Raw genomic sequence first — 17,997 nt, 5'->3', positions numbered from 1 at the left:
TGCGTCATTCTCCGGATCGTTGGTCCCCGTGTGCTGCGGCGTACGCCTCGTCGAGGATGCCGGGGAGGGTCGTCACGAAGGTGTCCAGCACGTCGTCCTCGATGGTCAGGGCCGGCATCAGCCGTACGACATCGGGGGCGGGCGCGTTCACCAGGAAACCGGCGTCCTGAGCCGCCTGCTGCACTCGGGGAGCGAGGGACTCGGTCAAGACGATACCCAGGAGCAGACCCGCCCCCCTGACGTGGGAGACCAGCGGGTGCCCGAGTGACTGGATTCCGTCGCGCAGTTTCTCGCCCTTGCGTTTGGTCGCGTCCAGGAGTCCGTCGGCGGCGAGGGTGTCCAGGACGGCGATTCCGGCGGCGCAGGCGACGGGGTTGCCGCCGAAGGTGGAGCCGTGGTGACCCGGCTTGAGGAGGTCGGCGGCCTCGCCGTACGCGATCGTCGCGCCGAGCGGGAGGCCGCCGCCGAGGCCCTTGGCCAGGGTGACGACGTCGGGGTCGATGCCGTCCTCGGCCTGGTGGGCGAGGAAGTGGCCGGTGCGGCCGATGCCGGTCTGGACCTCGTCGAGGACCAGGAGCGTGCCGGTGGCGCGGGTGATCTCACGGGCGGCCAACAGGTAGCCGGGCGGCGGCACGACGACGCCGAGTTCTCCCTGGATGGGTTCGACGACCAGCAGCGCCGTGTCCTCGGTGACCGCCGCGCGGAGCGCGTCGACGTCTCCGTACGGGACGTGCGTGACGTCGCCGGGGAGCGGGAGGAAGGGTTCCCGCTTGCCCTGCTGCCCGGTGAGGGCGAGGGCGCCCATGGTCCGGCCGTGGAAGCCGCCGGTGGTGGCGACCATGTGACCGCGGCCGGTGAGCCGGCCGATCTTGAAGGCCGCTTCGACGGCTTCGGCGCCGGAGTTGCAGAAGTAGACCCGGCCGGGGCGCCCGGAGCCCTGGATGAGCTTCTCGGCCAGCTCCACGGGCGGCTCCGCGACGTACAGGTTGGAGACGTGGCCGAGGGAGGCGATCTGACGGGAGACCGCTTCGACGATCGCGGGGTGTGCGTGGCCGAGCGCGTTGACCGCGATGCCCCCGACGAAATCGGCGTATTCCTTGCCGTCCGCGTCCCGGACCCGGGAGCCCTCGCCGTGGACGAGGGCGAGCTTCGGGGTGCCGTAGTTGTCGGCCAGTGCGTTCTGCCACCGTCCGGTGAGGTCGGCGTTGCTCATGATTCCCCCTGTGCGTGCTGTTCGTGCTGCGCGTCGGGCACGACCATCGTGCCGATGCCCTCGTCCGTGAAGATCTCCAGCAGGATGGAGTGCGGGACCCGTCCGTCGATGACGCGGGCGGTGGTGACTCCGTTGCGTACCGCGTGCAGGCAGCCCTGCATCTTGGGCACCATGCCGCTGGCCAGCTCGGGCAGGAGTTTCTCCAGCTCGGTGGCGGTGAGGCGGCTGATGACGTCGTCGCTGTGGGGCCAGTCCTCGTAGAGGCCCTCGACGTCGGTGAGGACCATCAGCGTTTCGGCGTCCAGCGCCGCAGCGAGTGCCGCAGCCGCCGTATCAGCATTGACGTTGTAGACATGTCCGTCGTCCTGGGAGCGGGCGATCGAGGAGACGACCGGGATGCGGCCGTCGGCCAGGAGCGCCTTGATGGCGCCCGTGTCGATCGCGGTGATCTCGCCGACCCGGCCGATGTCCACGGCCGCGCCGTCGATCTGCGGGAAGTGCTGGGTGGCGGTGATGGTGTGGGCGTCCTCGCCGGTGAGGCCGACGGCGAGCGGGCCGTGCTGGTTGAGCAGCCCGACCAGTTCGCGCTGGACCTGGCCCGCGAGGACCATGCGTACGACGTCCATCGCTTCCGGCGTGGTGACGCGCAGGCCGGCCTTGAACTCGCTGACGATGCCCGCGGCGTCGAGCTGCCTGCTGATCTGGGGGCCGCCGCCGTGCACGACGACCGGCTTGAGGCCGGCGTGGTGCAGGAAGACGACGTCCTGGGCGAAGGCCGCCTTGAGGTCCTCGTCGACCATGGCGTTGCCGCCGAACTTGATGACGACGGTCTTGCCCTGGTGGCGGGTGAGCCAGGGCAGGGCCTCGATGAGGATCTGCGCCTTGGGCAGGGCGGTGTGCTTGCGGGTGCTGCTCGCGGCGGGAGTGCGCTCCGCCGGGCCGCTCGCGGCGGGGTTGCCCGCTCCGGTGCTCATGAGGAGTACGCGCTGTTCTCGTGGACGTAGTCGGCGGTGAGGTCGTTCGCCCAGATGACGGCGGACTCGGAGCCCTCGGCGAGGTCAGCGGTGATCCTGATCTCGCGGTAGCGCATGTCGACGAGGTCGCGGTCGTCCCCGACGGAGCCCTTCTTGCAGACCCATACGCCGTTGATGGCGACGTTGAGCGCGTCCGGGTCGAAGGCGGCCTTCGTGGTGCCGATGGCGGAGAGCACCCGGCCCCAGTTGGGGTCCTCGCCGTGCAGGGCGCACTTGAGGAGGTTGTTGCGGGCGATGGACCGGCCGACCTCGACGGCGTCGTCCTCGGTGGCCGCGTTGATCACCTCGATCCGGATGTCCTTGCTGGCGCCCTCGGCGTCGCCGATGAGCTGGCGGGCGAGGTCGTCGCAGACGCTGCGCACGGCCGCCGCGAACTCGTCGTACCCGGGGGCGGTGCCGGACGCGCCGGAGGCGAGCAGCAGCACGGTGTCGTTGGTCGACATGCAGCCGTCGGAGTCGATGCGGTCGAAGGTCTGCCGGGTGGCGTCGCGCAGCGCGCGGTCGAGTACCGGGGTCTCCACGTCCGCGTCGGTGGTCAGCACGACGAGCATGGTGGCCAGGCCCGGGGCGAGCATGCCCGCGCCCTTGGCCATCCCGCCGACGGTCCAGCCGGCGCCCTCCACGACCGCGGTCTTGTGGACGGAGTCCGTGGTCTTGATGGCGATGGCGGCCTTCTCGCCGCCGTGCGCGGAGAGTTCGGCGGCGGCCGTCCCGATGCCGGGGAGCAGCTTGTCCATGGGGAGGAGGATGCCGATGAGTCCGGTGGACGCGACGGCGACCTCGCCCGCGCCGGTCTCCGTTCCGGCCGCGCTGAGGACCTCGGCGACCTTCTCGGCGGTGGCGTGGGTGTCCTGGAATCCCCGCGGGCCCGTGCAGGCGTTGGCGCCGCCGGAGTTGAGGACGACGGCGGAGACCTCCCCGCCCCTGACGACCTGCTCGGACCACAGGACGGGGGCGGCCTTGACGCGGTTGGAGGTGAAGACGCCCGCGGCGGCCCGGCGCGGCCCGGTGTTGACCACGAGGGCCAGGTCCGGGTTTCCGTTGGCCTTGATTCCCGCGGCGATGCCCGCCGCGGTGAATCCCTGTGCTGCCGTGACGCTCACGGTGCGACTCCAATCGAGGAAAGTCCTGCGGACTCGTCCAGTCCCAGGGCGATGTTCATGCTCTGCACCGCGCCGCCGGCGGTGCCTTTGGCGAGGTTGTCGATCGCGCTGACGACGACGATGCGGTGCGCGGCGGTGTCGTGTGCGACCTGGACCTGTACGGCGTTGGACCCGTACACGGAAGCGGTCGCGGGCCACTGCCCCTCGGGCAGCAGCGTGACGAACGGCTCGTCGGCGTAGGTCTTCTCGTAGGCGGCCCGGACCGCCTCGTACGTCACGTGGGGCCTGGCCCTGGCGCTGCTGGTGGCGAGGATGCCGCGGGGCATGGGGGCCAGTGTCGGCGTGAAGGAGACGGTGACCCGCTCCCCCGCGACCGCGCTCAGGTTCTGGATCATCTCGGGGGTGTGCCGGTGGCCGCCGCCCACGCCGTAGGGGGACATGGAACCCATGACCTCCGAACCCAGCAGATGGGGCCTGACCGCCTTGCCCGCGCCGGAGGTGCCCGACGCGGCGACGATCACCGCCTCCGGCTCCGCGAGGCCGGCCGCGTACGCGGGGAAGAGACCGAGGGTGACGGCCGTCGGGTAGCACCCCGGCACCGCGATGCGCCGGCTCCCCGCCAGCGCGGCACGCGCGCCGGGCAGTTCCGGCAGGCCGTACGGCCAGGTACCGGCGTGCGGGGAACCGTAGAACGCCTCCCAGTCCGCCGCGTCCGTCAGCCGGAAGTCGGCGCCCATGTCCACGACCAGCACCTCCTCGCCGAGCTGCTCGGCCACCGCGGCCGACTGCCCGTGCGGCAGCGCGAGAAACACCACGTCGTGACCGGCGAGCACCTCCGGGCTGGTCGGCTCCAGGACGCGGTCCGCGAGCGGACCGAGATGCGGCTGGAGCGCCCCGAGCCGCTGCCCCGCGTTCGAGTGCCCGGTCAGCGCGCCGATCTCGACGCCGGGATGCGCGAGGAGGAAGCGCAGGAGTTCACCCCCCGCATATCCACTCGCCCCTGCCACCGCTGCCCGTACCACCATCGAAAACCCTCCTCGCCGATGGCATGACTATACGTACACACGCAGGTTTATGCAAAGAGATGCGGCGCTGGGCGGCGCTCCGGTTGTGACTGAGCGCTTCAGGTGGCGGGTGAGCGGCTGAGTTGGCGGGGCTGAGGAATTCAGTTGGCGAGGAGCGCGCCGGCGTCGACTCTTTTGACCAGGTCGTCGGCGTATTTGCTGAGGAGACGCCGAAGCGTCGCGTAGTGCGGGCCCGGATCCGGTCGACCGGCGAGTTGGTGCCAGGTGGTAGGGCGCCGTGCGGCCCAGGCCCGCCGGATGTGCTGAGGCTGGGTCTGTTCGAGGGGGCGGGGAGCGAAGAGGTGTTCGCCGCCGGTGACACGGGTCCAGATGAAGATGGAGGCGACCTGGCGCTTGCGGTCGTCGAGAACGGGCTGCTTTCCGAAGGTCCTGGGGAGCTGGGCGGTCACGTCCCGCCAGTCATTTTGAGGGAGGACCCAGTCCCGCAGGGCGTCCCGCCGCCGTTGGTAGTCGGGCAGCCGGTCGGTGTTCTCGCCCAGGTGCAGGCCGAGTTCGGTCATGGCAATGCGGAAGTCTGTAGGGGCGTCCTTGGCGCCGATCCAGAAGCGGTCGTCGTCGATGCCTCGGGGAACTTTGTCCGTTGGGATGCCCAGCAGGAGAGCCGCTTCGCGGGTGTCGCAGTGGGCGGCCCGGCGGACGAGTTGGATGGCCGCGCAGCGGCGGACAAGTCGTTCATCGAGGGGGATGTTGGCCGGCTGGACGAATCGCTCGTGCCAGTCCTGTTCCAAGAAGGCCGGGATGTGGTGGGGTGCGAACCCTGGGCCGCGGGGGACGAACCGGTCGGCAGTGGCCGGAGTGGCATTGACCAGCGGTTTCAAGATTTCATGCAGTCGCTGTGAGCAGGTGTGTTTGTGGCGGTCGTAGAAGCGGAACCAGGACATGCGGCTGTCGTGAGTGTCGAAGGAGACCTCGAACAGGCTCATGATCCGCTGCCAGGAGTTCGTGGCAAACAGCAGAGAGTCGGCAACGCCGAGCAGTGCGCCGCAGACCGCGGCGTCCGCCGGTGCCGTGTTCATCAGGCTCACCCTGTAGTGCCTGTCGGCGGGAGACTTTCCCGCCTGGAAGTACGTGTTCACGGAATCCACGAGGTCGACGTCGAGTAGGTAGCGGGACCGGGGCCATGAGGCGGCGATGAAGCCCACGACCATCCGCAGGTCGGTCAAGCTCTCGGTGGTGAGGGCTCCGGGCAGGGCAGGGTCGAGTCCGCTCAGGATGTCGCGCTGGATGTCGAGGAGTTTTCGGCTGGGCCGGATCAGGGTCTCGGTGAGGTCGAGCCGGGTTGCGCAGGCTTTTCCCTGCGCTCCGCGTCCCGAGTCGGGTGCGGGGAAGCGGCATTGGGTGGGGTGCAGGCGGCGGGCACCGGGCCGGATCAGCAACGGACCACCTGCCAGTCGTTTGTCGGGGCGGTGGCAGGTGGGGCACTGGTGTTTCAGGAAGCACTCGTGCTCAAGGCAGGAGAAGACGACTGCGAGGTGCCATTCCTTCTTCCAGGGGCCGCCGTGGGCCTGCTGGATGGCGGATCCGTCTCCGGCCAGGCATTGGGAGCAGTAGCGGGGGAAGCCGGTTAAGAGCCAGTGGTCGAGGCTGCGATGCCCGGCGCCCAGGGGCTGTCTGAGGCTGAGGGCCAAGGGCGGATAGTGGTCGCGCAGGTCGGTCAGTGTTAGCGCGGCGGCTTCTTCGTAGCTGAGCCGGGTCGAGGCGGCGAAGTCGGCGAGAATGTCCGGTGCTGGGTTGATCAAAAGCTGGTAGCTGAGGCGGACGAGGCGCTGGCTGCCCGCGGGCAGCAGGCCAGTGCGCCGGGCCACGTCAGAGGGTGCGAGGTCAAGCCGGTGGGCGAGCCGCAAGACATAGCCGGGCAGGGACTCCCCCGGCAGCGGGTCAAGGCTTCGGGGCAGGGGACGCATCCTTAGCTCCCGGTCCCTGCGGCCGGGCCCTGGTCGTCGAGGACGGTGTTCCTCGGACGGGTCCGGCTGCTGCTCCGCTTCCATTCCTTCGGCTCAGGGATGTCGGGGATCTCCCCGGCGCCCAGGTCTCGGCCATCGGCAGAATTGAGGGTGATGGCGATGCCATCCAGCAGCGGCTCGGTCAGGCATTCGGCGCCGGAGTCGAGGGCTTCCCGGCAGCCGTCCTCGACCAGCCGCTCCAGGAGGCCGACCACACCGTCGGTGCGCTCGTAGAAGTACTCGGGCATGGTGCCCGAAGTGAGCATGCCCGGCTTGGCTTTGAGTAGGCGAAGGTGGCCCTCGACACCGGCGAGGTGGTCAGTCCAGGCCATGATCTGCGCGTCGGTGTCGTAGCGGAAGCGGTCGAGTTCGGCCACGTCGAAGCGCCGCTCGGTCTGTGTCGCTTCCTCTCCGTTTACCACCTTGTGCCGGGAAGGTGGGAAGGCGACTTGGCCGGTGCGCGGGTCATGGCGCCCTTCCCGCAGCAAGCCGGCGCCGTGGATGTTGACGCCGACCAGTACGAGGGTCACGTTCATGCTCATGAATGCCCGGATCAGATCGAGGGTGTCTTGGTCATCGGCGCGATGCATGCGGAGCCTCGTAATGTCGTCCAGGAGCAAGGCTCTTGTTCCGTGTTCACGCAGGGACAGTGCGACCTGACGGATCAGATCGGGCAGGTCCATGCGTGGATTCACCTCAGCGTCGTAGAAGTGAAGGATGGCTTTGCAGAGGCTCTTGGGCTTCGCGGTCACCGGCGTCTGTACGTAGGCGACGGGAACGTGGAGGTCTCGGGTGCCGGGGACGGTCTGGGGGTTGAGGTAGTGGTGTAGGGCCAGCCAGTCCTCCTCGAACGTGGCCAGGCACTCGCATGCCGTCTCAGTCTTCCCCTGATAGCCGCCGCCAGTGATCATCAGACCGGACAAGGTGGTCGGCTTTCGCTTGACCGCGTTGCTCTGGACGCGGCCGCGCAGCAGTTTCGTGACGGCCAGGCTCATCGGGGTCTGTAGCAGCGGCAGGTTGGCGTGGGTTACCGCGCGGTGCAGATCGTGCAGCGCCTTGTCTTGTGGGCTCAAGTGCCTCCACTCAGCCAGCCTCAGCTGCGGTGCGGGCTCGAAGGTGTTCCGGGTGGCCACCCAGTTCTGCCAGTGCGGGAGGGTGTCCCGCATCGGCGGCGGCCCGGGACGAAAGAACGCAGGCGACCCGAACGTACTCATCCCTGCTCCGGGTCCGGCTCGTCGTCCTGGCCGCCGGGCAGCAGGAAGAAGCTGCGTTCCCGCAGTGCCTCGCCGAGCAGGGGCGGCGGGGTCGGTGGCCTTGAGGAAAGAGCCGCCTGGCGGCGCCGCTGCCGGTCGGCGGTGACGGCCCGGCGGGTGGATGCGGCTAGCTCGGCCGGCTGGGCTGGTTCGGGAAGGACTGTGATCGGGCTGGACGGCCGGTCGGCTGCGGCCGACCGTGCCCGGGCCAGTTCGCGAGCCCTATCGGCCTTCTCCGTCGTGGTCATCTGGGTCGGCCACTGATTCACCGGAGTCCGCGTGGCCAGCAGTTTCAGCAGCACCGGAAGCAGTTCCCGGTCGTCAAGTGGCCTCAGGCCGGCGCGGGCAGCCTGGGCGAGAAGCTCGCCCACCCGTGCATCGGAGAAGGCCAGAACGTCGTCTCCGGGCGGCAGACCGTTCCAGTCCAGTGCACTCCAACAGCCCGGCTGAAAAGGATCTTCGAAGAAGACCTGACGGCAGTCGCGCGGATCGCGGTGGATCGCCCACTTGCCCGCGTGCCGTCCACTGCGCCCCGAACGCCGGCCACGATAGGGATCGAGCGCTGGGTCAGTGCCGCCGTACCAAAGTCCGCCGATCTTCACCCCGCGCCGGGCGTCGATCTTCACTAAGTGGGTGGGCAACAGCTCAAAGTACAACTCCGGTTCAGGGATCTCCAGGCTGATCCCGTCACGGGCCGCCGCAGCGGCAAAGAGCGTGTTCGGGCTGTGCCGCCCACCCGGGTCCCACGCCGGCGCACTCTGGTCCAGCCTGCGCTTTTGCCACACCGAGACGATCCAGGTGGCCAGAAGGTGCTCCATCTGCGACAGCGTCCAGACCGCGTCCCCTTCCGGGTCGGCGCCGCGATCGGCGACATCGACACCGCGGTAGCCGAGCAGCAACTCCAACAGCAGGGACTGGATTCCGGCGAAGGCGCGCTCGCAGGCGGCCTTGTCGGTCGGTCGCATTGCGCGGGCCGGTAGCAAATCGATCCCCAACTGGCGGGCGACAGCGACGACATGATGGTTTTTGTAGACGCCCCCGTGATCGGCCGTCACCGTCTCCGGCGCGAAGAACGGCAGCCCCGCCACCGGATGCCCGGCGAACTCCGCCACCAGCGCGGCCGGGACACAGGGGTAGGACCATTCCAGTTCCTCATCCCAGTCCGGGCGCATTGGCAGCGGCAGCAGCACATCCCGCAGCAGCATCGCCACCTCCACCGACGACTCAGACACCGGCGTGAGCCGGAAGGCGACCAGGGAATGCGAGTAGGCATCCAAAGCCAGCGTGAGATGCACGGTGATCGGGGCACCAAACACGTCGTCTAGGACCTTCACCGGCAACGGCGTGGTGTCCAGCGCGACCACCTGCCCAGGCCGGGTCACCACGACCTTCGCCTTGCCCGTCTCCACCGCCGCGGCCGAACGGACATAGCGCTGGCGCGCGCCCTGCGGCCCGAACCACTCCTTCCAGATCTTCGCGAGCGTCGTGTAATGCGGGATCCTCTCCTCCTCCGCCGGGCCGAACCTCTCGCGCACGTACTGGTGGATCATCCGCTCCTTGGTCTTCATGCTCACCCTGGAGCGGTGCTCGCACTCGGCATGGACGGCCCGGATCGCCTCGGCGACCTGATCAGTGACCGTCCGCCAGCCCCGCAACGGCGGCGTCCACCGCCCGTCCGCCACCCCCATCAGCCCGTGCTCGGCGTACTGGGCGGCCATCCGCTCCAGCGTCCGCTGGCTGATCCACTCCAGCCCCAGCTGCTTGGCCTCCCGCCGGTCCAGCCCCTTCAGCTCGGCCGCCTTTGCCCTGCGCCGCTCCGTCAGCGTGGTGTGCTCCGGGTCGTACTCGGGCCTCGGCTCTCCCGAAAGCGCCCAATACCGGCTGCCGCTGCGGTAACCGGTCTGCGCCTCCAGCAGATGCGCCGCCCGGATCTGAGCCCGCGTCAGGTCATGGCCATGCAAGTCCTCGGCCCGCTGCGGCTGGCGCTCCTCACCCATCACGGCCTCCCACCGGATAGACCCACGCGGCATCACCCAGCGGCTGGGCAAGATCCACTGCCAGCCGCCGGTGCCAGAGCAGATGAAGGGCGTGTGCACGGGCGACCGCCGGCAGCGACGTCTCCTCCACCAGTTCACCGAACCGTCGCGGACGTTCGGCGACCAGACCCAGCAGTTCACCGTGCAGCCCGAGACGGTCGGCCATCGGCCGCCGCCGGGCCGACAGCGCGTCCAGTCCGGCGGTCACGTGACGGCGCCAGCCGGTCACCACCAGGTAGCGCCATCCCGCTGCTGCCGCCGCCCGCTCGGCCGCCGCGAACTTCACCAGGTCCTTGTCCTTGATCAGATGGCCGGGCCGGACGTCGACCAGCACCGCCGTCCCGGGCAGCAGGACCAGGAAATCCGGGGTGTGGTCCTTGGCGCCCTCGACTGTGATGAACTTCAGCCTGAACGGCTGGGACAACACCTCCTCGACACCGTCCAGAAAGTCCAGGGCCAGCAGCAGGCGACGCTCGGCCAGGCTCTCGAAACCGTGCATCCGGCCCGTGGTCAGCGTGTATGCCAGTCCCGGCCGATGACGCTGCCGCGCCCGCCAGGTGAAGCCGCGTACCGGCACCGAGGCCAGCACCGGGAAAACGGCCAAGTCCTGGACCGGGCAGGTCACCTCCGCCTGGGACGCTCTCCACACCGTCTTCCACCGGCGCGTCCACCCCGGCCCCGACTCCAGACACGCGCCTGCCGCAGGGTCAAGGACGTACGTCGCGAGGAGATCATCCAAGGTGCAGCTGTGCGACCACACCGACCCCGCCTCGACGTCCTGTGTGCAGACCGAAGCTTCCATGTACCCAGCACAGCCCGCCCAAGCCGCTTCTCGTACAGCTTCCCGGGAAAGCCCCACAGGTCAGAGGCAGAGTCAAGTACCCTGCCCGCCAACTGGAAGGCTCCGGGCTGGGGCTGCGCATTTCAGGCGATCGTAGTGGGCGGAGAGTGGTGATACACGCCCTCCGAGTGGAGACGAAAGGGAGGCAGGGTGGCACCGGAGCCGGCAGGCAGGCCGATACCCATACGCGCGCCTTGAACGTGCCGCCATCGCGACCATGTGCCACGCGTCGCCGACCTTGCAGAGAGACACGCAGTTTGGGCAGTGCGTACACGCAGATCGCATCTATGCTATCGGCACGGGTGCGCACCGATCCTACCTAGCCATTATCCAGGGGGCGGCATGTATGTAGAGCGAGTGGCTCTGAGGAATATCAAGGGGTTCACGGAGGCGGAACTAGACTTTTCAGGAAACGATGGGAAGCATGCGGGTTGGGCCGTAATAACCGGCGATAATGGCTCAGGAAAGACTGCCTTTCTGAAATCTCTCTGCATGGCCCTTCTTGGACCTGACGATTCTCGCGTTCTAATTCCCGACCTGCGCGGATGGGTTACGGAAGGGCAAGATAATGGCTCGATTTCGGTCGAAGTAAAACCGCACCACGACTTCGACCGGACAGCCAAGGGAGGGTTTCGCGTCCAGAACACATTCTGGGCAGAGATCGAATTCAAGCGGGAGAGTAGCTCTTGGGCAATCTCCTCTGCCGACGTCTACCGAAACAAGAAGAAAGGGGCGTTCAATGGACCATGGTCGGTCGGAACTCCCGGATGGTTTTCGCTAGGGTACGGTCCATTTCGGCGCCTGTACGGAAGTTCCCCCGACGCCCAGCGCCTTATGGTGATCCCTGGTCGTGTTCCAAGGTTTGCAACTCTATTCAAGGAAGACGCGACGCTCGGCGAGTGCGAACAGTGGGTGAAGCAGCTCAACTACAAGAAACTTGAAAAGCAAGAGTCAGAAAAGATTGCCCTCGATAGCCTACTTGAGATCCTAAATGATGACTTCTTGCGCCAAGGGGTTTCCGTCCGGGGCGTCAACTCCGAGGGGATTTGGTTGACCGACTCAGCCGGACGGGACATGCCCCTGGCCGACATGAGTGAAGGCTACAGGTCAGCTCTGGCGATGCTCATCGATATCTTCCGACACATGGTAGATGTATATGGAGCCGTAGATCTAACCTCGAAGAGTGAAGACGGGTCTTCTTATGTAAACCGTCCCGGTGTTGTAGTTATCGATGAAGTCGACTCGCATCTTCATCCAGCTTGGCAGAGGGAAATCGGGTTCTGGCTGAAAAAGCACTTCCCGCTGGTTCAGTTCATCGTCACTACCCACAGCCCACTCGTCTGCCAGGCTGCGGATCGCGGCCGCATTTACCACATGGCTCAGCCTGGGTCGGGCGAGATCCCTTTCCGACTTGACGAAAACGACTTCAACCGAGTCATCGCGGGAAAGCCCGACCAGATCCTTATTTCACCAGCATTCGGCATGCCTCACACCAGGTCACCAAGGGCAGTAATGGCAAACCGACAGCACTCTCGCCTTCGCGCCAAACAGCTCTCTGGAAGGCTCAGCAAAAACGAGGAGCTAGAGTTGAATCAGCTCTCACTTTTTGCCGATTAAACAGAGAGGAAGGGGGGAAATTGCGGAGGATCGAGAGAGGGGAAATCCCTCTCCAGGCACGCCAAGAACTCTTCAAGCGTCAGAGACTAGCAACTTCTCAAGAAAAGGCCAGGGGGGAATGGAATAAATACCGAAAGTCGGTGAAGAGTAAGGTTGTGGTCGACGCACTGAAAAGTGCTGTAGGTATCCGCCAAAGATGCCTCTACTGTTGTGACTCACGTTCAGCCGATGTTGATCATTTCATCCCAATCGGCATCGACTTCACCAAGGCATTCAAGTGGGTCAACTTCATCTGGGTGTGCCCAGAGTGCAACAGGAGGAAGGGCAAGCGATTCCCGCTTGATCCAACGGGTGCGCCACTTATCATCGATCCGACCCAAGTTGACCCATGGGATCACCTAATCCTGGACACGGCTACAGGATACCTGGCTCCACGGTTTCTAGATAATGACTTCGACCCTATGGGCGAGGCAACGCTCGACGTTCTCTCCTGCATAAATTTCGAGGCTGTCACCGAAGGACGGAAACGCGTTATTCGCCGCTACTACGAAGCTATCGACCGGATACTTGAATCCAGCGGCTCGTCCACACAATTTGCAGGTCTGGCACGCGAAGTCAGAGAAGATGAGTACGGCGTATCAGCATGGTTCGCACTGCGAGAAGGCGCGAAAGAGGAAAAGTTTCTGCAACTGAGGAAAGATTTTCCGCACTGTTGGCGCAAGTTCGTGAGGCTTGCCCTACAAAACTAGGTCCTGTCCAACTACGCTGCGGCATCCCTCCACTCACGCCTTGTCCGGCACAGGCGGCGGGGGTGCCGGAAGTACCCACACCGGATCGTTCGGGTCCGGCCGACCGTGAAGTCGGCTCGGTACCGGTCCCGGACAGACAATCGGCGGCGGGCAACTGCGGTGAAGGACTGGCGGCCCTCAACAATGCCTCATAGCTCAAACCAGCGCTCCTGCGTGGATGCCTGGCGGACTGGAGCAAGATGAGTGCGCCAGATCTGCTCGTCAATCGCATGAGCTGCGTGGGCGAGTCCAAGGTCGGCCACGAGACTCGCCATTACCAGAGTGTCTTGCCGCGGCCGCCAGTTGATAGCCGCAACCGCACCAGCTGGCTCGCCCGCTGGCCGCCCCCTCGTCTCCTAAGCCAGCTGATTCAAAGCAATCAGGTTCGCAGCAGACTCCCGAAGCGCCTCAGTACAAGCATCCGTCTGTCGTTCCCACCGGAATCCTGCCCCCGCGCACACCACGCTGGCAGTCTTCCCACCCCTGCAATCGTGTGAGAGGCATGTGGGCAAAAGGCGTTGACGCAACCCATGCGACTCCCGTGCAGGTCAGAGTCGAAAGCATGCCCATCATGGCCATACAACCTGCCGCCTCATCGAGACGTCTCGCCGTCGGACGGCTTGGTGCATGTACGTGGATGAGGCTCGTCAGTACTCGCGCACTTCAGTTGGCGAAGTCCGCCATCTATGGCGCTCAGTCACACCGGTTGACCTTGACACGGTGACAAGGTCTTCACTGCTCGGCGAGGAGGTGGTCACGATGACGACCACGGAAGAGGAGACACCGGCGGCACGAGCGCTCCGGGCGCTGGGCGACGCGCACGCGTCCGTACGGCTGCGGGCAGCCCTGGCGATGGGGTCGACGCCCGACCCGGGCTTCGTCGAACCGCTCGTCGCACGGTGTGCGAGCGAGCCCGAATTTCTCGTACGGGACATGCTGACCTGGGCGCTCACCCGGCATCCGGTCTCCCTGACGCTGCCGGCGCTGATGGCCGAGGTGCGGTCGGAGCGGGGGCAGGCACGGAGTCAGGCGCTGCACACGCTGTCCAAGCTCGGGGACCGGCGGGCGTGGCCGGCTCTCTCGCGGGAGCTTCTGTGCGACGCCGACGACGAGGTGGCGCGGAGCGCCTGGCGGGCCGCGGTCGTGCTCGTACCGGCGGGCGGGGAGGCGGACCTCGCCGCAGTGCTGGCGACGCAGCTCGGCCGGGGCGGGCGGGACACGCGGCTGAGCCTCAGCCGTGCTCTGGTCGCGCTCGGGGAAGCGATGGTTCCGGCGGTGCGTACGGCGACGGCGACCGCCGACCCGGAGGTACGCGCGCACGCACTCGCCACACGGCGGCTGCTGCGGGACCCGGAGGCGGGGTTCGAGAGCGCGGTCGCGGAGGCGCTGAGGCTCGTGGCGCTGGGCGGGGCGGGAGATCTCGACGGGGACGACGGGAGCTGACGCCCATGACGGGACGGTGGGGGCGGGGCGCTCGGCGGGGGGAGGGTGGGGCGGAGATCCGCGGAGCGGGTGGTTGGGTGGGGGCGCTCGACCAGGAGGGTGGGGCCGAGATCCGCGGAGCGGGTGTGTGGGTGAGGGCGCTCGGCAGGGAGGGTGGGGCGGAGATCCGCGGAGCGGGTGTGTCCGAGGTTCCCGGCGGGGGCGGCGGTGCGGCGAGAGAGGACGATGAGGGTGTGTTGATCGGTGAGGTGGCGCGGCGCTCGGGAGTCAGTGCCCGCATGCTCCGGCACTACGAATCCCTGGGCCTGGTGCGGCCGTCGGGGCGCACCGGTTCCGGGTACCGGGAGTACGCGGACGCGGACATCCGGCGGATCCTGCACGTGGAGAGCCTGCGGTCGCTCGGCCTGTCGCTGCGGGAGGTCGGGCGCGCCCTCGACGATCCCGGATTCACGCCCTCCGCACTCGTCGGCGACCTCGTCCGCCGGACCCGCGAACGCATCGCGGCGGAGACGGAGCTGCTGACGCGGCTGCACCGGATCGACAGGGCGGAGCCCGCCGGCTGGGAGGACGTACTCCAAGTGGTGTCGCTGTTGCGGTCACTGGGTTCGACGAGTCCCGCCGCACGCCAGCGCGCGGCCCTGTCCTCGGCGTCCTCTGCCTCGTCGCACGACGAGGCGCCGGTGGAGGCCCTGGTCGAGGCCGCCCTCGCGGAGACGGACCCGAACGTCGCCGGGGCCCTGCGCTGGGCGCTCGCGCGTGCGGCGGGGGACGGTTCGGCACTGTTGGCGGAGGCTCTCGGTTCGCCGGTGGCGGCCGTGCGCGAACGCGCTGTCCGGGCTCTGGCCGCACTGCCCGGCGCCGCGGCGGACGCGCGGTTGCGGGAGGCACTGGCGCACCCCGACCCGGTGGTCCGCGGACACGCGGCGCCCGCGCTCGCGGCACGCGGGGTCACCGACACGGTGCCGACGCTGGTCGACATGGTCGTGGCGGGCAGGAACGACACCGATGCCGCCGACGCGCTGAGCCTGCTGGCGGCCAGGGACGCCGCGACGGCGGAGCGCATCGCGAGGGATCTCGTCGGCCGCCTGTCCCTCCGGGCCACGGAGGCGTCCGCGCGCGGACGCCTGACCCAGGCGCTGGCGGACGTCCCCGGCCCGACGGCTTCACGTGCCCTCGCGGAGCTGTCGAACGACGAGGACCGCGCCGTCGCGCTGACGGCGACGTACCTTCTGCGGTTGCGTGACGCGCCCTGACGGTCTCGGGAGGGGCACTCCGCAGCAGGCCGCGCCCGCAAGGACGGGACACGTGCCCTTCCCAGCAGGGCGCACCCTCACGCACGCGACACGGTGCCCTTCTCAGCACGCCGGGCCCGCACGCACGGGGCGCGGTGCCCTCCTCAGCACGCCGCCAAGGACGGAACACGGGGCCTTCTCAGCGAACCGCGCCCACAAGCAGGGAGCACACACGGGGCACGGGCTCAGTGCACGAGGCACGGGGCACGAGGCACGGGGCACGAGGCACGGGGCACGAGGCACGGGCTCAGTGTGCGGCGGGCGATGCCCGCGATTTCGGACATGCGCGTCGAGCGTCCGGATCTCGAACCGGTCCCAGCTCGGAGTCCGCGGGATTCGCGTGCAGCTCATTGTTCCCGGACGCCCGGCATGGCTCCGGGCGTCCGGGATGCGCTGTCGGCGTGCCTGCGGATCTCCGTGGCGAGGGCGGGCCAGGCGGGTTCGGGCAGTTCGTGGCCGACGCCGGGCAGCACGAGCAGACGCGCGCCCGGGATGCGCGCGGCGACGGCCCTGCCCGCGCGGGGCTTGATGAGCGGGTCGTCCGCGCCGTGGAGCACGAGGGTCGGCCGGTCGACGGCGCCGATCGGCGGACCGTGCCAGCGCGCGCCGATCTGCCGGCTCTGGGCCTGCCGGTCGTGGATGCCGCGGTCGGCGTTGCCCTCGGCTGCGGCGCGGGCCGCCCGCTCGTCGAAGGGGCGGTACGGGGAGGCGAGGAGGCGGGACACGGCGACGCCCGCCTCGATCGCCCCTTCACGTGTGTCGGGGAACTTCAGTCGGGCGAACTTCGCCAGGGTGCCCAGCCGTACGTACCGCAGTGCCCGCAGCCCGGCGGCGTCGCCGGGGACGGCGCTCACGGTCGTGAGCGTACGGACGCGGTCCGGGTGGCGCAGGGCGACGCGCTGGACGACGGCGCCGCCGAGCGAGACGCCCACCAGGTGCGCGGACCTCCAGCCCAGGTCGTTCATGACGGCGACCGCGTCGTCCGCCATGTCCTCGGCCGTGTACGGGGCACGGCCACGGCCCGAACCCTTGGCGAGCAGTGCGGAGATCGGGTTCCGGGCGGCGGTGGGCGGCGGCGGCAGGTGGGTCGACTCGCCGCCGTCGCGCTGGTCGTACCGGGCGACGGCGAAGCCCTCCGCGGCGAGCATCCGGCACAGCCCGTCGGGTACCCAGTGACGGTTCGCTCCGAGGCCGGTGGCGACGAGCAGCGGCTCGCCGTCCGCGCCCTCGTTCAGGGCGTCGAAGGCGAGGCGGACGGGGCCGTTCTCGGCGAAGCGGGTGGGCCCCCAGAGGGGGGTGGGGGACGTGGTCATCGGAGCCTCCCTGTAACTGCGATCGATGTTCGCAGTTTTATAGGGGTGCGCACCCCGAACGGGGAAGGCCGGAAGGGCGGAGCGGACGAGTGGACGAGGTGACGCAGCAGCCGGTCAGCGTGTGGACGCGCCCCGAGCGCGGAGCACGGGGCCCGGCCGCCGGGCACAGCCGTACGGAACTGGCGGCGGCGGCCGTCGCCCTCGCGGACCGGGAGGGGCTCGCGGCGGTGTCGATGCGTCGGGTCGCCCGGGAACTGGGCGTGGGGCAGTCGTCCCTCTACCGCTATGTCGCCGGTCGCGACGACCTGCTCGACCTCATGACGGACAGGGTGGCGGGCGAAACCGACCTGCGTGTCCCCCTGTCCGGTGGCCCCGCCGAGGATCTGCTGGGCCTGGCGGAGCGCACCAGGGCCGTCCTGCTGCGGCACCGCTGGCTTGTCGACGTGCCTCCGGAGCCGCTCCGGCTGGGCCCGTGCGGGCTGGCGTACCTGGAGTACGCGCTGCGGGCCCTCGCGCCCACCGGACTGCCGGGGCCGGTTCAGCTGGAGGTGGTCGCCGTGATGAACGCGCTGGTCGCGCAGTTCGCCCGTACGGAGCAGCAGGGCCCCGCATCAGATGCCGGGCGACGGGCGGCACAGGCGGCGTACCTGGCCGGTGCCGCCGCCGGAGGGGAGCACCCGCACCTGGCGGCCGCACTGGCCGGGCAGGCGGGGCAGGCCGACGCCGCGCGGGCGACGGCGGAGTCCTCGGACGGCGGGGAGGCGGTGTTCCGGCGGACGATGCGCCGGGTGCTCGACGCGCTCGTGGTGCCCGGGGGTGCCCACTGAGGGCGTCCGCACCTCGTCCCGGCCGCCGGCCCCGTCGGCCACCGGGGCCGGCGCCGTACCTCCGTAGCCCCTTGGGTGGCGGGGCCGCCCCCGAGCGCGGAACGGGCGGGCAAGGGGGCGGCCTCCACCGGAGGTGTCCCACCCCGCCACCCCACACCCCCGCCCACCCCGCAACACAAAAGGGGCTGCCCCGACCGGTGGAGCACCGG

At 68.7% G+C, this 17,997-nt stretch carries 14 protein-coding genes; 5 read left to right on the top strand and 9 right to left on the bottom strand.

Annotated elements, in window-relative coordinates; translation table 11 throughout:
* Window positions 1–4: 4 nt before the first annotated feature.
* From ACQPZG_RS28125 to ACQPZG_RS28090, 8 genes are all read right to left on the bottom strand, one after another.
* Window positions 5–1,213 carry an acetylornithine transaminase gene (locus ACQPZG_RS28125; protein WP_433548499.1) on the bottom strand — a complete coding sequence of 403 codons (1,209 nt, stop codon included), beginning with the start codon at window positions 1,211–1,213 and terminating at the stop codon, window positions 5–7.
* On the bottom strand, window positions 1,210–2,187 hold the full coding sequence (gene argB, locus ACQPZG_RS28120) for an acetylglutamate kinase (RefSeq protein ID WP_433548498.1): 978 nt from the start codon (window positions 2,185–2,187) through the stop codon (window positions 1,210–1,212). The genes ACQPZG_RS28125 and argB overlap by 4 nt, the downstream gene beginning before the upstream one ends.
* The gene (argJ, locus tag ACQPZG_RS28115; RefSeq protein WP_433548497.1) at window positions 2,184–3,350 is read right to left on the bottom strand and encodes a bifunctional glutamate N-acetyltransferase/amino-acid acetyltransferase ArgJ; all 1,167 of its coding nucleotides are present in this window, start codon (window positions 3,348–3,350) and stop codon (window positions 2,184–2,186) included. The genes argB and argJ overlap by 4 nt, the downstream gene beginning before the upstream one ends.
* Complete coding sequence (argC, locus tag ACQPZG_RS28110) at window positions 3,347–4,375, bottom strand: N-acetyl-gamma-glutamyl-phosphate reductase (RefSeq protein ID WP_433548496.1); 1,029 nt, start codon at window positions 4,373–4,375, stop codon at window positions 3,347–3,349. The genes argJ and argC overlap by 4 nt, the downstream gene beginning before the upstream one ends.
* A gap of 140 nt (window positions 4,376–4,515) precedes the next feature.
* A complete protein-coding gene (locus ACQPZG_RS28105) occupies window positions 4,516–6,339 on the bottom strand; it encodes a TniQ family protein (RefSeq protein ID WP_433548495.1) in 1,824 nt (607 codons plus the stop codon).
* A 2-nt stretch (window positions 6,340–6,341) separates the two neighbouring features.
* Entirely contained in the window at window positions 6,342–7,592 is a 1,251-nt protein-coding gene (locus tag ACQPZG_RS28100; RefSeq protein ID WP_433548494.1) for a TniB family NTP-binding protein, read from the bottom strand.
* Entirely contained in the window at window positions 7,589–9,628 is a 2,040-nt protein-coding gene (locus ACQPZG_RS28095) for a transposase (protein ID WP_433548493.1), read from the bottom strand. Before ACQPZG_RS28095 ends, ACQPZG_RS28100 begins: the two co-directional genes overlap by 4 nt.
* Window positions 9,621–10,469 carry a TnsA-like heteromeric transposase endonuclease subunit gene (locus ACQPZG_RS28090; protein ID WP_433548492.1) on the bottom strand — a complete coding sequence of 283 codons (849 nt, stop codon included), beginning with the start codon at window positions 10,467–10,469 and terminating at the stop codon, window positions 9,621–9,623. The genes ACQPZG_RS28095 and ACQPZG_RS28090 overlap by 8 nt, the downstream gene beginning before the upstream one ends.
* A 396-nt stretch (window positions 10,470–10,865) precedes the next feature.
* Here ACQPZG_RS28090 and ACQPZG_RS28085 point away from each other — a divergent pair, with 396 nt between their 5' ends.
* From ACQPZG_RS28085 to ACQPZG_RS28070, 4 genes are all read left to right on the top strand, one after another.
* Window positions 10,866–12,125, top strand: coding sequence for an AAA family ATPase (locus tag ACQPZG_RS28085; protein ID WP_433548491.1), 1,260 nt, complete (start codon window positions 10,866–10,868; stop codon window positions 12,123–12,125).
* A 140-nt stretch (window positions 12,126–12,265) separates the two neighbouring features.
* A complete protein-coding gene (locus ACQPZG_RS28080) occupies window positions 12,266–12,874 on the top strand; it encodes an HNH endonuclease signature motif containing protein (RefSeq protein WP_433548490.1) in 609 nt (202 codons plus the stop codon).
* A 798-nt stretch (window positions 12,875–13,672) separates the two neighbouring features.
* Window positions 13,673–14,356 carry a HEAT repeat domain-containing protein gene (locus ACQPZG_RS28075; protein ID WP_433548489.1) on the top strand — a complete coding sequence of 228 codons (684 nt, stop codon included), beginning with the start codon at window positions 13,673–13,675 and terminating at the stop codon, window positions 14,354–14,356.
* Window positions 14,357–14,589: 233 nt separating this feature from the next.
* Window positions 14,590–15,609, top strand: a complete 1,020-nt coding sequence (locus tag ACQPZG_RS28070; protein ID WP_433548488.1) for a MerR family transcriptional regulator — start codon at window positions 14,590–14,592, stop codon at window positions 15,607–15,609.
* Between the two features lie 386 nt (window positions 15,610–15,995).
* Here the strand turns inward: ACQPZG_RS28070 and ACQPZG_RS28065 are convergent, their stop codons facing one another.
* The gene (locus ACQPZG_RS28065) at window positions 15,996–16,961 is read right to left on the bottom strand and encodes an alpha/beta fold hydrolase (RefSeq protein WP_433548487.1); all 966 of its coding nucleotides are present in this window, start codon (window positions 16,959–16,961) and stop codon (window positions 15,996–15,998) included.
* Window positions 16,962–17,050: 89 nt separating this feature from the next.
* On the opposite strand from ACQPZG_RS28065, the gene ACQPZG_RS28060 reads away from it, so the two are divergent.
* A complete protein-coding gene (locus ACQPZG_RS28060; RefSeq protein ID WP_433548486.1) occupies window positions 17,051–17,788 on the top strand; it encodes a TetR/AcrR family transcriptional regulator in 738 nt (245 codons plus the stop codon).
* The last annotated feature ends 209 nt before the right edge of the window (window positions 17,789–17,997 follow it).

The organism is Streptomyces sp. CA-294286 (assembly GCF_050947155.1).
Classification (GTDB): domain Bacteria; phylum Actinomycetota; class Actinomycetes; order Streptomycetales; family Streptomycetaceae; genus Streptomyces.
This window is presented reverse-complemented; position numbering and strand designations above follow the sequence as displayed.

Bases quoted from the DNA above. Each gene is read 5' to 3' on its own strand.
- ACQPZG_RS28125 (WP_433548499.1), bottom strand. From the start codon at position 1,213: ATGAGCAACGCCGACCTCACCGGACGGTGGCAGAACGCACTGGCCGAC.
- argB (WP_433548498.1), bottom strand. From the start codon at position 2,187: ATGAGCACCGGAGCGGGCAACCCCGCCGCGAGCGGCCCGGCGGAGCGC.
- argC (WP_433548496.1), bottom strand. From the start codon at position 4,375: ATGGTGGTACGGGCAGCGGTGGCAGGGGCGAGTGGATATGCGGGGGGT.
- ACQPZG_RS28105 (WP_433548495.1), bottom strand. From the start codon at position 6,339: ATGCGTCCCCTGCCCCGAAGCCTTGACCCGCTGCCGGGGGAGTCCCTG.
- ACQPZG_RS28100 (WP_433548494.1), bottom strand. From the start codon at position 7,592: ATGAGTACGTTCGGGTCGCCTGCGTTCTTTCGTCCCGGGCCGCCGCCG.
- ACQPZG_RS28095 (WP_433548493.1), bottom strand. From the start codon at position 9,628: ATGGGTGAGGAGCGCCAGCCGCAGCGGGCCGAGGACTTGCATGGCCAT.
- ACQPZG_RS28090 (WP_433548492.1), bottom strand. From the start codon at position 10,469: ATGGAAGCTTCGGTCTGCACACAGGACGTCGAGGCGGGGTCGGTGTGG.
- ACQPZG_RS28075 (WP_433548489.1), top strand. From the start codon at position 13,673: ATGACGACCACGGAAGAGGAGACACCGGCGGCACGAGCGCTCCGGGCG.
- ACQPZG_RS28065 (WP_433548487.1), bottom strand. From the start codon at position 16,961: ATGACCACGTCCCCCACCCCCCTCTGGGGGCCCACCCGCTTCGCCGAG.